10 protein-coding genes are annotated in these 13074 nt (G+C 64.7%); 6 read left to right on the top strand and 4 right to left on the bottom strand.

Annotated elements, in window-relative coordinates:
• The first annotated feature begins 30 nt into the window (after positions 1-30).
• From parE to AC2T3R_RS23660, 5 genes are all read left to right on the top strand, one after another.
• The gene (parE, locus tag AC2T3R_RS23680; protein WP_015272020.1) at positions 31-1935 is read left to right on the top strand and encodes a DNA topoisomerase IV subunit B; all 1905 of its coding nucleotides are present in this window, start codon (positions 31-33) and stop codon (positions 1933-1935) included.
• Positions 1932-2918: an esterase-like activity of phytase family protein gene (locus AC2T3R_RS23675; protein WP_013974455.1), complete on the top strand. Its 987-nt coding sequence runs from the start codon at positions 1932-1934 to the stop codon at positions 2916-2918. The genes parE and AC2T3R_RS23675 overlap by 4 nt, the downstream gene beginning before the upstream one ends.
• Positions 2915-3433, top strand: a complete 519-nt coding sequence (locus AC2T3R_RS23670) for a retropepsin-like aspartic protease family protein (RefSeq protein ID WP_486744341.1) — start codon at positions 2915-2917, stop codon at positions 3431-3433. The genes AC2T3R_RS23675 and AC2T3R_RS23670 overlap by 4 nt, the downstream gene beginning before the upstream one ends.
• Positions 3434-3443: 10 nt before the next feature.
• Complete coding sequence (gene parC, locus AC2T3R_RS23665) at positions 3444-5702, top strand: DNA topoisomerase IV subunit A (protein WP_023660490.1); 2259 nt, start codon at positions 3444-3446, stop codon at positions 5700-5702.
• Between the two features lie 172 nt (positions 5703-5874).
• On the top strand, positions 5875-6585 hold the full coding sequence (locus tag AC2T3R_RS23660; protein ID WP_031324184.1) for a PqiC family protein: 711 nt from the start codon (positions 5875-5877) through the stop codon (positions 6583-6585).
• 182 nt (positions 6586-6767) lie between these two features.
• Here the strand turns inward: AC2T3R_RS23660 and AC2T3R_RS23655 are convergent, their stop codons facing one another.
• Positions 6768-8231 carry a histidine kinase gene (locus tag AC2T3R_RS23655; protein WP_410952246.1) on the bottom strand — a complete coding sequence of 488 codons (1464 nt, stop codon included), beginning with the start codon at positions 8229-8231 and terminating at the stop codon, positions 6768-6770.
• Between the two features lie 135 nt (positions 8232-8366).
• Here AC2T3R_RS23655 and serB point away from each other — a divergent pair, with 135 nt between their 5' ends.
• Complete coding sequence (serB, locus tag AC2T3R_RS23650) at positions 8367-9581, top strand: phosphoserine phosphatase SerB (protein WP_410952247.1); 1215 nt, start codon at positions 8367-8369, stop codon at positions 9579-9581.
• Between the two features lie 131 nt (positions 9582-9712).
• Here serB and asd read toward each other — a convergent pair whose 3' ends face one another.
• Genes asd through AC2T3R_RS23635 form a run of 3 tightly spaced genes read right to left on the bottom strand, consistent with a single transcriptional unit; the run spans position 9713 to position 12975 of the window.
• Positions 9713-10576, bottom strand: coding sequence for an archaetidylserine decarboxylase (asd, locus tag AC2T3R_RS23645; RefSeq protein WP_410952248.1), 864 nt, complete (start codon positions 10574-10576; stop codon positions 9713-9715).
• 9 nt (positions 10577-10585) lie between these two features.
• Positions 10586-11395: a rhodanese-like domain-containing protein gene (locus AC2T3R_RS23640; protein WP_410952249.1), complete on the bottom strand. Its 810-nt coding sequence runs from the start codon at positions 11393-11395 to the stop codon at positions 10586-10588.
• A 44-nt stretch (positions 11396-11439) separates the two neighbouring features.
• The gene (locus tag AC2T3R_RS23635) at positions 11440-12975 is read right to left on the bottom strand and encodes an HDOD domain-containing protein (protein ID WP_410952250.1); all 1536 of its coding nucleotides are present in this window, start codon (positions 12973-12975) and stop codon (positions 11440-11442) included.
• Positions 12976-13074 lie beyond the last annotated feature (99 nt).

Here is a 13074-nt window from a genome sequence, read left to right as displayed (position 1 = left end):
TTGCATTCACCAGACTGACGACGAGACCCTATGGCCACTCCCAGCGCTAGCGCCTATAACGCAGACGCCATCGAAGTCCTCTCGGGCCTTGACCCGGTCCGCAAGCGGCCGGGCATGTACACCGATACCAGCCGCCCCAACCACCTGGCCCAGGAAGTCATCGACAACAGTGTCGACGAAGCCCTGGCCGGTCATGCCCGTTCGGTACAGGTCATCCTCCATGCCGACCACTCGCTGGAAGTCAGCGACGATGGCCGCGGCATGCCGGTGGACATCCACCCGGAAGAGGGGGTGTCCGGGGTCGAGCTGATCCTCACCAAGCTGCACGCCGGCGGCAAGTTCTCCAACAAGAACTATCAGTTCTCCGGTGGCCTTCACGGCGTGGGCATCTCTGTGGTCAACGCCCTGTCGACCCAGGTGCGCGTGCGCGTCAAACGTGACGGCAACGAATACCAGATGACTTTCGCCGATGGCTTCAAGGCCAGCGAGTTGGAAGTGGTCGGCTCGGTCGGCAAGCGCAACACCGGCACCAGCGTGTACTTCAGCCCCGACCCCAAGTACTTCGATTCGCCGAAGTTCTCCATCAGCCGCCTCAAGCACGTGCTCAAGGCCAAGGCCGTGCTGTGCCCGGGCCTGCTGGTCAGCTTCGAGGACAAGGCCAGCGGCGAGAAAGTCGAATGGCACTATGAGGATGGCCTGCGTTCCTACCTGGTCGATTCCGTCAATGAGTTCCAGCGCCTGCCCGACGAGCCGTTCTGCGGCAGCCTGGCCGGTAACAAGGAAGCGGTGGACTGGGCCTTGCTGTGGCTGCCAGAAGGCGGCGACAGCATCCAGGAGAGCTACGTCAACCTGATCCCTACCGCCCAAGGCGGCACCCATGTCAACGGCCTGCGCCAGGGCCTGCTGGATGCCATGCGTGAATTCTGCGAGTTCCGCAACTTGCTGCCGCGCGGCGTGAAGCTGGCGCCGGAAGACGTCTGGGAGCGCATCACCTTCGTGCTGTCGATGAAGATGCAGGACCCGCAGTTCTCCGGGCAGACCAAGGAGCGCCTGTCGTCGCGCGAGGCGGCTGCCTTCGTTTCCGGCGTGGTCAAGGACGCGTTCAGCCTGTGGCTCAACGCCCACCCCGAGCTGGGCATGCAGCTGGCGGAGCTGGCCATCAGCAACGCCGGGCGCCGCCTGAAGGCCAGCAAGAAGGTCGAGCGCAAGCGCATAACCCAGGGGCCGGCACTTCCCGGCAAACTGGCCGATTGCGCCGGCCAGGACCCGATGCGCGCCGAACTGTTCCTGGTCGAGGGTGACTCGGCCGGTGGCTCGGCCAAGCAGGCTCGCGACAAGGAATTCCAGGCGATCCTGCCGCTGCGTGGCAAGATCCTCAACACTTGGGAAGTGGACGGTGGCGAAGTCCTGGCCAGCCAGGAAGTGCACAACATCGCCGTGGCCATTGGCGTCGACCCGGGGGCCACCGACCTTGCGCAGCTGCGCTACGGCAAGATCTGCATCCTCGCCGACGCCGACTCCGACGGCCTGCACATCGCCACGTTGCTGTGCGCACTGTTTGTCCAGCACTTCCGCGCCCTGGTCGAGGCCGGGCATGTGTACGTGGCCATGCCGCCGCTGTACCGCATCGACCTGGGCAAGGAAATCTACTACGCACTCGACGAGGCCGAGCGTGACGGTATCCTCGATCGCCTGGTGGCCGAGAAGAAGCGCGGCAAGCCACAGGTCACCCGCTTCAAGGGCCTGGGCGAGATGAACCCGCCACAGCTGCGCGAGACCACCATGGACCCGAATACCCGGCGCCTGGTGCAACTGACCCTGGACGACGTGCAGGCCACCTGCGAGCTGATGGACAAGCTGCTGGCCAAGAAGCGCGCGGGCGACCGCAAGAGCTGGCTGGAAACCAAGGGCAACCTGGCCGAGGTCATGGTTTGATTCGGCGGCTTCTGGCTGCCTGCCTGGCGCTGGTTGCCTTGCCGAGCCTGGCGGGCAACTGGCCAGAGTTGAAGCTGAGCGCCGAGCACCCGATCGAAGGCATGCGCGGTGGCAACCTGTCTGGCCTGGTGGAATGCCGGGGCGGGCTGTGGGGCGTATCCGACCGCGACGACGACCGCATCTACCGCTTCGACCAGCAAAACCCGACCTGGCGCGCGCAGCCGCTCACCTTCACCCCGCCAGCGGTGCCGGAAAGTGGCCTGCCGTGGGGCTTGAAGTCGCGCAACTGGGCGGCGTCGTATATTCGTGGTGGCGAGCTGGATTTCGAAGGCATCAGCTGTGACCAGGCGGGCAACCTGTACCTGGTCAGCGAAGCTCATGCCGCTGTGCTGCAACTGCCGCTGGAAGGCGAGGCGGACTGGTTGAAGATCGACCCGGCCATGGTTCGTCAGGCCCGGGCCAGCGGCATGCTGCTGAACTTCAACGCCTTGTTCGAAGGTCTGGCGATCAACCCGGCGGGTGACCGCCTGTGGCTGGCCGCCGAGCGCGAGCGCCGTGGCCTGGTGGCTATCGAGCGCCAGCAGTCGGTGTGGACCTGCGGCCGCAGCTGCGTGTTGCTGAGCGAGGCCGGGGTCGAAATGCAGCCGGCACAGATGCCCAATGCCCAGGCACTGTCGCGCGACTTCGCCGACCTGGCCTGGTTCGAAGGCAAGCTGTTCACTCTCGAACGCAATGCCTACCGCGTCTGTCGTCGGGATACCGACAGCGGCATGGTCGAGCGCTGCTGGTCGTTCGCTGCCGATGCCCTGGTCGAGTCGCGTCGCTACCAGCAGCCGTTCGGTCTGGCCGAGGCCCTGGTGATCGATGCCAAGGGCGCCTGGATAGGCGTGGACAACAACAACGGCGCCCGCGCCGATGGCGAAGCACGCCCGATCGTCTGGCGCTTCGATGCTCCGGAAGGCGGATGGAGCGCCAAGCCATGAGCCAGGCACCGGGCAAGCGGGCTGGCAAGGTATTGATGATCGTCGCCTGGGCGGCGGCGCTGTTCCTTGCCACGCGTTTTTTCGGCCAATGGGAAGACAGCCAGCGCAACCCCAATGCCCAGGTGCAGTCGACGCATGGCGAAGGCTTTATCGAGGTGCGCCTGCTGGGCAACGGCCAGGGCCACTTCGTGATGGATGGCGCAATCAACGGCCAGGTGGTGCATTTCATGCTCGACACAGGTGCCACCGACGTGGCCATCCCCGAGGCGCTGGGCCGCGAGCTGGGCCTGGAGCGTGGCAGCCCGGTGCAGCTCAGTACCGCCAACGGCCGTACCGAAGGCTACCGCACGCGCCTGACCAGCCTGCAGCTGGGGGATATCCGCCTGCAGGACGTGCGCGCCATCGTGGTGCCGGGCCTGGACGGGCAGGCCGTATTGCTGGGCATGAGTGCCCTGAAACAACTTGAATTTACCCAGCGCGGCGGCACCATGCTGCTGCGCCAGAACCTGAAATGACGAGGCCCGCATGAGCGACTCACTGGAACTCAGCCTGGATGGCGTAGAACGCCGCTCGCTGGCTGACTTCACCGAACAGGCCTACCTCAACTACTCCATGTACGTAATCATGGACCGCGCCTTGCCGCACATCGGCGATGGCCTGAAGCCGGTGCAGCGACGCATCGTCTACGCCATGAGCGAGTTGGGGCTCGATGCCGATGCCAAGCACAAGAAGTCGGCGCGTACCGTCGGTGACGTGCTCGGCAAGTTCCACCCCCACGGCGACTCGGCCTGCTACGAGGCCATGGTGCTGATGGCCCAGCCGTTCAGCTACCGCTATACGCTGGTCGACGGCCAGGGCAACTGGGGTGCGCCGGACGATCCGAAGTCGTTCGCCGCCATGCGTTATACCGAAGCGCGTCTTTCGCGCTACGCCGAAGTGCTGCTCAGCGAAGTCGGCCAGGGCACCGTGGACTGGGTGCCCAACTTCGACGGCACCCTGCAGGAGCCGGCCGTGCTGCCTGCGCGCCTGCCCAACATCCTGCTCAACGGCACCACTGGTATCGCCGTTGGCATGGCCACTGACGTACCGCCGCACAACCTGCGTGAAGTGGCCACTGCCTGTGTGCGCCTGCTCGACGAGCCCAAGGCCACCATCGAGCAGCTGTGCGAGCACATCCAGGGGCCGGACTACCCGACCGAGGCCGAGATCGTTACGCCGCGGGCAGAAATCCTCAAGATGTACGAAAGCGGTCGCGGCTCCATCCGTATGCGCGCCGTCTACCGCGTCGAGGATGGCGACATCGTCGTCACCGCGCTGCCGCACCAGGTCTCCGGGGCCAAGGTGCTGGAGCAGATCGCTGCGCAGATGCAGGCCAAGAAGCTGCCTATGGTCGCCGACCTGCGTGACGAGTCGGACCACGAGAACCCGTGCCGCATCGTCATCATCCCGCGCTCCAACCGTGTGGATGCCGATGAGCTGATGCAGCACCTGTTTGCCACGACCGACCTGGAGAGCAGCTACCGGGTCAACGTCAACATCATCGGCCTGGACGGCCGGCCACAGCTGAAGAACCTGCGAGCGCTGCTGCTGGAATGGCTGGAGTTCCGTACCGCTACCGTCCGTCGCCGCCTGCAGCACCGCCTGGACAAGGTGGAGAAGCGCCTGCACCTGTTGGAAGGTTTGCTGACCGCGTTCCTCAACCTGGATGAAGTTATCCACATCATCCGTACCGAAGACCAGCCCAAGCAGGCCCTGATCGCCCGTTTCGACCTGACCGAAATCCAGGCCGACTACATTCTCGAGACCCGCCTGCGGCAGCTGGCACGCCTGGAAGAGATGAAGATCCGCGGCGAGCAGGATGAATTGCTGAAGGAGCAGGCCAAGCTGCTCGCCCTGCTGGGCAGCGATGCCAAGCTGCGCAAGCTGGTACGCAGCGAGCTGATCAAGGATGCTGAAACCTATGGCGACGACCGCCGCTCGCCGATCGTCGAGCGTGCCGAGGCCAAGGCGCTGTCGGAAAACGAGCTGATGCCGACCGAGCCGGTCACCGTGGTGCTCTCGGAGAAGGGCTGGGTGCGCTGCGCCAAGGGTCACGACATTGATGCCACCGGCCTGTCGTACAAGGCCGGCGATGGCTTCAAGGCCGCTGCTGCCGGGCGCTCAAACCAGTTTGCCGTGCTCATCGATTCTACTGGCCGCAGTTACTCGCTAGCCGCCCACAGCCTGCCGTCGGCGCGTGGTCAGGGCGAACCACTGACCGGCCGCCTGACGCCACCACCGGGGGCCACCTTCGAGTGTGTGCTGTTGCCAGACGACGATGCACTGTACGTGGTGGCTTCGGACGCCGGCTATGGCTTCGTGGTCAAGGGTGAAGACCTGCAGGCCAAGAACAAGGCCGGCAAGGGCTTGCTCAGCCTGCCCAACGGTGCCAAGGTCATGACCCCGCGCCCGGTGGCCAACCGCGAGCAGGACTGGCTGGCGGCGGTTACCACCGAAGGCCGTCTGCTGGTATTCAAGGTCAGCGACCTGCCTCAGTTGGGCAAAGGCAAGGGCAACAAGATTATCGGGGTGCCGGGCGACCGGGTGGCGAGCCGTGAAGAATTTGTTACCGATCTGGCCGTAATAGCAGATGGCGCGACGCTTGTATTGCAAGCCGGCAAGCGTACCCTATCTCTGAAAGCGGACGACCTGGAGCATTACAAGGGCGAGCGCGGACGGCGCGGCAGCAAGCTGCCACGCGGGTTCCAGCGGGTCGATGGGTTGCAGGTGGAAGTGCCGGCGTAAGCGGTTGAAATGTCTGGAGCGGCAATTTCAGCGTCGTTCCGGGCAGAAATGCTGGAGTCGGACGGTTATTTCGCGGATGATATGGCCCTTGCGGTGCCGGCGTGGCCGTGTGCCCGTTTGAATTTATATGTATCACTGCGGTTGGCCTTTTGGCGACCGCCTGGATGGGATGATGAAATTTCTGCGCCTTCCATTTGCGCTGTTGATGACTGGCCTGCTGGGCCTTGGCGGGTGCACCATGCATCAGCCGGTTGCCCTGTACCAGCTCGACAGTGGTGATCCTGGCCAGCCTTCGCAGAGTGCGGGCATGGCCGTGGTGCTCGGTCCGGTATCGGTTGCCGATTACCTGCAACGTGAGACGTTCCTGCAGCGTCAGGCCGATGGCAGCCTGAGTTCGGCGACCGACGGTCGTTGGGCCGGCAGCCTTTCGTCGGATATCGACCAGCTGCTGGTGCGCCAGCTCGCCTGGCGCCTGGACAGCCAGCGCGTGGTGCTGGCCCCGGCGGCTGCCGGGTTCAACCCGGATGTACAAGTGCTGCTGTCGATCACTCGCCTGGACTCGGGCAAGGACCAGCCGGCCGTCCTGGATGCCCAGTGGCGCCTGTTGGACCGCCGTGGCCATGTGCGTGACAACCGCATCGTTCACCTCGAACAGCCGCACGCGGGCAGCGAGGCGTCGCAGGTGCAGGCCCAGGGCCAGTTGCTTCAGAAACTGGCCGAACAGCTGAGCACAGCGGTCAAGCCTCTGGCTAACCAGCCGGCGATTGCCGAAGAGTCGCCTAAAAAATCGGCTGCTCCGGTGCAGGTGAAGAAGACGCCTGAGAAATCCAAGATCCCGATGGCTGCGCCGATTCGAACCGATATGGAAGTCTACCGGTTCTGATCTAACTGCCAGATACGAAAAAGCCCGCATCATTGCGGGCTTTTTCGTATCTGCTGTAAACCATGCACCGCTGATTTTGCAGGGACCTGTGGGAGCGGGCATGCCCGCGAACACCGGCGCAGCCGGTGCCATACACCGCGGCGCTTGATTCGCGGGCACGCCCGCTCCCGCAAGGGGCTGTATCAGGCCCGGCGTTCGTGCATCCGCGCGAGCTGACGCTCCAGCATCGACGGGTAGGGTTCCATCAGGCGCTCCACGCAGCAGGCACCCTCGGGGCTGGCAATCGGGCGAATGCGGGCGCGCTGGCGAATCAGCGTGTCATCACTGATCTGCCGTTCTACCAGCAACAAGTTGCGACTGTGCTGCGACAGTGCCAGAGCGTCCTGGGCCTTTTCGGCCATCAGCAGGTCTACCAGCTCCAGCCCTTGCAGGTCGTTACCCAGGGCAAGGCCCAGCTGCAGCTGCAGGGTAATGCCGCTGTCCGCTACCTCGATCTGCAGGGCATGGCCCAATGCGCGCAACAGCTCGCCGCAGCAGATGGCGTTGGTCAGGTAGTCCTCGCCGCAGTCGCGGCTGTGGAACAGCACCAGGGTGCTGCCGTCGTTGAGCGTGTGAGTTTTACCGTCGTAGAGTGAGGCGGCATGCTCCAGGCAATCGCGGTAGCGCTCGGTCAGTTCGGTCAGGCGCGTGCGCGGCAGGCGACGCAGCTGCTCCTGTGAGCCCAGTTGCACGGCAAGCACGGCGCTGTACTGCGGCTCGTCGGATTCGACCACGGCGGCCTTGGGCGCGCTTTCGTCGTCCAGCAGGCCGGCGAAGGCTTCATCGTCATCCTCGTCCGCCTGGGCGGCAAGCTTGGCGCGCGGTGCGACCTTGGCTGCCGGGGCAGCGTCGTGCAGGTCGTCGAACTGCTCGTCTTCTTCTTCTTCTTCTTCGGGCTCTGGCTCAGGTGGCGGCGGCGGGGCCAGGCGCGCGTGCAGCTGGCGGGCGATGTCGCCGATCTCGTCCTGGCGGTCGGTGGCCGGGGTATAGGGTTGCGGGTCGCGCAGCCACACCCGCAGTTGCAGCAGCGGCAGGGTGATGAAGCGGCCCTGGCGCAGGCTCAGGGTCAGCGCCAGCACCAGCAGGATGGCGGCAAGGATGCCCATGCTCTGCAGACTGATCAGCATCGGCTGCTGGAACTGGCTCATGTCCAGGCTGATGCGCAGTTGCCCGGCGGTCACGTCCTGGAAGGTGATCTTGGTCTGGTACAGGCCTTCGGCCTCGCCCAGCAGGCTGTTGCGCGGGCGCTGGCCGGCTTCCGCGAGGATGCGGTTGTCCACGCTGTAGATCGCCGCATGGGCCACCAGTGGGTTTTTCACCAGGTTGCCGAGCAGAACGTTGAGGCTGAGGATGTCATTGGCCACCAGCAACTCGGTCGCCGAGGTGGCGGTCTGGGTGGTCAGGCTCTGGCCCAGGGCATCGGCCTGCTCGTGCATGGCCTGCTTGAACTGCAGGCCCATCACGCAGGCGTAGATCACCAACGCCAGCGCCACCAGGAAAATGTTGGTGCAGGCGATGCGTAGTGCCAGCGGCACGCGACGTTGACTCAGGGCGCGATAGATCATCAGGAAGAAGTTGTCTGCTTTGACGGGCGTGGGCCGGTTCACTGAGCTCGGCTCTTAATGGCATGAAAGTGTGGGGCAGTATAGCGAGCCGGGTTTTGTCGGCAAAGTATCGTTGGCGCCCGACGGTCACGGAAAATCGGTAGAATGCGCATTTTTCATCGAAGTCGGAGCCAGGTTGTGCGCGAAATCGTCCTGATCAACATCACCGGTGAGGACCGTCCCGGTCTCACTGCGGCTATCACCGGCGTCCTGCTGCAGGGCGGTGTGAGCATCCTCGACATTGGCCTGGCAGTCATGCACGGTACCTTGTCGTTCGGCATCCTGGTCGATATCCCGGACAACGAAGTGGCCACCTCCCTGCTGCAGAGCGTGCAGGCCAAGGCCCACGAACTGAACCTGCAGGCCCGCTACACGCCGATTTCCGAGGCGGACTACCAGCACTGGGCCGATGGCCAGGGCGAGGCGCGCCACATCGTCACCTTGCTCAGCCGCAAGATCACTCCAGAGCAACTGCAGCGGGTGAGTGCGGTGATCAGCCGGTACGGCCTGACCATCGAGCGCATCGAGCGCCTGTCGGCCCGTGTAGCGCTGGATGTCGAGACCGACAAGGGCAAGGCGGCCATCGAGATCTCTGTGCGCGGCGTGCCGAGCGATGCCGAGGCTCTGCGTGCCGACTTCTTCGCCCTGGCCGAAGAGCTGAGCATCGACATTGCCTTCCAGAAGGACGACCTGTTCCGCCGCAACCGTCGCCTGGCGGTCTTCGACATGGACTCGACGCTGATCGAAGCCGAGGTCATCGACGAACTGGCAAAGGCCGCTGGCGTGGGTGAGCAGGTTGCCGCCATCACCGAGCGCGCCATGCGCGGCGAGCTGGACTTCCGCGCCAGCTTCAAGGAGCGCATGGCGCTGCTCAAGGGCCTGGATGTGGGCGTGTTGGATGAGATCGGGGCGTCGCTGCGTCTGACTGAAGGTGCCGAGAACCTGTTTGCCGAGCTCAAGCGCCTGGGTTACAAGACCGCGATCCTGTCCGGTGGCTTCACTTACTTTGCTCGCCAGGTGCAGGCGCGTTTGGGCATCGACTATGTGTTCGCCAACGAGCTGGAAGTGGTCGATGGCAAGGTGACCGGCGTGGCTGTGGAGCCGATCGTTGATGCCCAGCGCAAGGCCGAGCTGCTGCAGAAGCTGGCCAGCGAAGAAGGCTTGCAGCTGGAGCAGACCATTGCCGTGGGTGACGGTGCCAACGACCTACCGATGCTGTCGCTGGCCGGCCTGGGTGTGGCGTTCCGCGCCAAGCCGCTGGTACGCCAGTCGGCCAAGCAGGCGATTTCTACCCTGGGATTGGATGGAGTGTTGTATCTGCTGGGCCTGCGCGACCGCGACGCGCGCGGCTGATTTGAGAATCCGGGGCTGCTTCGCAGCCCATCGCGACACAAGGCCGCTCCTACAGGGAATCGCTTATCTCCTGTAGGAGCGGCCTTGTGTCGCGAAAGGGCCGCAAAGCGGCCCCAGGTTCCATCAGGCAATCAAGCCTGCACAGGCGCCGCCAACTGCTGCCCCATGCGCACCGCTGAACCCGCACCCAGCTTCTCCGCCCACTTCACCTGCTCCGGCCCGAACAGCACGATAGCAGTCGACCCCAGCTTGAAGCGGCCTAGTTCGGCACCTTTCTCCAGGTGGATCGGCGCGCGGCTGGCTTCGTCGTAGCGGAAGGTCTTCAGTTCACGCTTGGGTGGCGTCACCAACCCGGCCCACACGGTTTCGATCGAAGCGACGATCATCGCGCCCACCAGCACCACGGCCATCGGCCCGCGCTCGGTATCGAACAGGCAGACCACGCGCTCGTTGCGGGCGAACAGCTCGGGGACGTTCTCTGCGGTGGTCTGGTTGACCGAGAACAGGCGGCCCGGCACGTAGACCATTTCACGCAGGGTACCGGCCAGCGGCATGTGCACGCGGTGGTAGTCCTTGGGCGACAGGTAGATGGTGGCGAACTCGCCGCCCATGAACGGCGCGGCCATGGCCGGGTCGCCGCCAAGCAGCTCCTGCGCGCTGAAACCGTGGCCCTTGGCCTGGAAGATGCGGCCGTGCTCGATCGGGCCAAGCTGGCTGACGGCACCATCGGCCGGGCAAAGGATGGCGCCCGGGGTCTCGTCCAGCGGACGGGCACCCGGCTTCAGGGCGCGGGTGAAGAATGCATTGAAGTGCTCGTAGGCGCTCAGGTCCTCGACCAGCGCTTCGCTCATGTTGACCTGGTAACGCTTGGCGAACCAGGCGGTGAAGGCGTTCTTGAACCAGCGCACGCGGCACTCGGCTATGCAGCCGGCCAGGCGCGACAGCAAGTGGTGCGGCAGCAGGTACTGGCTGATGATGAACAAACGGGATTTCATGCAGGTTCCTTAGACTTCTACAGGCGTGTCCGGGTGGTTGCCCCATTCGCTCCACGAGCCGGCGTAGGCCTTGACGCGCGGGTAGCCAAGGGCCTTGGCCACCAGGTAGGTGAAACCGGAGCGGCGGTGGGTCTGGCAGTGGGTGATCACTTCCTTGTCGGGGGTGATGCCCAGGTTCTTCAGGACTTCGGCGATGTCCTGGCGAATGCGCAGGTGGTCGTTGAGGTCCATGCCGGCGGTCCACTCGAAGTTGATCGCGCCGGGGATGTGACCGCCCTTGGCTGCCAGTACTTTCTCGCCGCTGAATTCCTGCGGGCCACGGGCGTCCCAGATGACCAGGTCGTCGGCGCCCAGGCGGCTTTGAAGGTACTCGCGGGTGGCGGTGGGTGAACTGTCGATGCGCAGGCGCACCGGCGCATTGCCGCTGGCGGGCACTTCTGTGGAGAGCTTGTCGGCGGGCCAGGCCTGTATGCCGCCATTGAGATAGTGGTAACGCTTGTGGCCGATCACGTCGAGCAACCAGATGAAGCGCCCGGCCCAGCCGCCGCCCTCATCGTCATACACCACATACACGGCATCGTCGCGGTGGCCGAGTTCGCTGAACAGTTTTTCCAGCTCGCCCAGGGCCGGCAGCAGGCCGGGCGCGGGGGGCTGGCCGAGCTGGGTACGCTTGCCTTCGACAAAGCGTGCGCCGGGGATATGCCCGCTGACATAGCGGTTGGCGCTGCTCAGGTCGATCAGGATCAGCTGTGGCGAATCCAGGCGCGGCAGCAGGTCCGCGGCTTCGATCACCAGGGGCAGGCCGGAAAAGTCAGTCATCCACGGTCTCCAGTGTGGAAAGAGGGGCGATTGTAGCGCAAGGCTCAGGCCTTGCGGTTGGCAAACACCGATAGCGCCCGTTCGGTGCACTGTGCGGTCTTGCCGAAGGCTTGCACGCTGATATCGGCCAGCGGCCGGCAGCCTTGGTCAGCCACCATCAGCATCAGCACCTGGTCCGCCACCGCCAGCGAGCGTAGCAGCACGTGCTCGCTGCGGAACAAGGCACGCAGCGGGGCCGGCAGCAGGGCCGAGAACTGGCTGTGGTTTTCCGGGGTGATACGCAATTGCCCGGCTTTGGCCAGCAGCTTTTGCAGCAGTTTGTTCTGCGCCACCGGCAGTACCAGCCCCCCGGCTTCCTTTGGCAGGCCGGCCATCTGCTGCACGCGCAGCTGGTCGTTGGCCTTGTCCAGGCTCAGCAGCAGTATCCGCTGCATGCCAGAGGCCAGAAGGGCCTCGATAACCTGCGTGGCCAGGTGCACGCTGTTGGTGAACGGGCTGGGCTGGGCCAGAAGGTCCTGGCACAGCTTGCGCCAGCGCGCCAGTTCGTCGCTTGTGGGAGGTGGCGGAGCCAGCATGTCTGGGTGCGGACGGCGCTGGTGCCAGGGCCAGATCAGCGCTTCGGCCGGGTGGAACAAGGCATGCTGGGCATGGCGGCGGGCGCTGGCCGCAGCCTGCTGGTGCACCTGCTGCTGCACGTCGTCCAGCGAAGTCTGCAGGTACAGTGCGGTCAGCAGCTGCCAGCGCAACAGGTGCGGGTTGTCCCAGCCCACTTGTGCCGCCAGGGCCAGGTTGTTTGCCAGCAGCACGGTGTTGGCCGGCTGGTTGAACCAGCGGCGCAGGCCAGGCTCGGCGTCCAGGCGGTGTTGCTGGCTGAGCAGGTCCGGGTCGCGGGCGATACTGAGCACCTGGGCCAGTTGTTCGCGCTCTTCCAGCAGCAGGCGGTAACCCTGGGTCACCCATTGTGGCAGGCGCCAGTACTCCGCCATGGTCTGGCACAGCTCCATGATGCGCACGCCAAACAGTTCTTCCTCGACATGGGCGGCGTCTTCGCCCTTGTGGATAACCTGCAGCTCCCAGGTATCGAGCAGCTTGGGGTAGGCCAGCGCCAGCGGCCAGAGTGGCGACAGGAACAACAGGCTGCCCCAGTGGATTTCCTGCCACAGCCGTGCCAGGCGGCTTGCGAACAGGCCGCTGGCCTGCTGCGAGGCGTGCTGGCTGATCAGCTGGAACTGGCACAGTACCGGCGGAATCTCTTCGACGGGCACTGCTGGCAGGCGCTTGAGCAGCTGTTCGCTGCGCTCCAGGCCCAGGCGGTTGAGGGCGACTTCCAGGCTTTCGGCGGGCTCTGCCAGGCTGGCATTGGTGGGGTGATTGGCTTCGCGCATCACCGACAGCACCAGCGCCGGGCTATCCTGCATCAGTTCGGCGATATCGCGCAGTGAGCGGCGGTTATCGTGGATGGCGGCCATGACCCGGTCGTAGCTGTGCTTCGGCACGGGGATGCGAACACTCTCGAGCAGCTTTACCCAGGCCTCTAGCGTACGTGGAGCCTGAGCGGGCACCTTGGTTTCAATTGGCATTTTGACATCAGTCCGAACTGGCTTTTCGCATTGAGTGGCTATAGTCTGGCGCAGTTCTGCCGATAAGTAGAAGAAGAGTTTTAAAGCTCCCGTCTCTTC

Source organism: Pseudomonas sp. PVC-5-1, assembly GCF_057444345.1.
The sequence above is the reverse complement of the archived record's forward strand: the minus strand, read 5'-3'. Positions and strand labels throughout refer to the sequence as shown.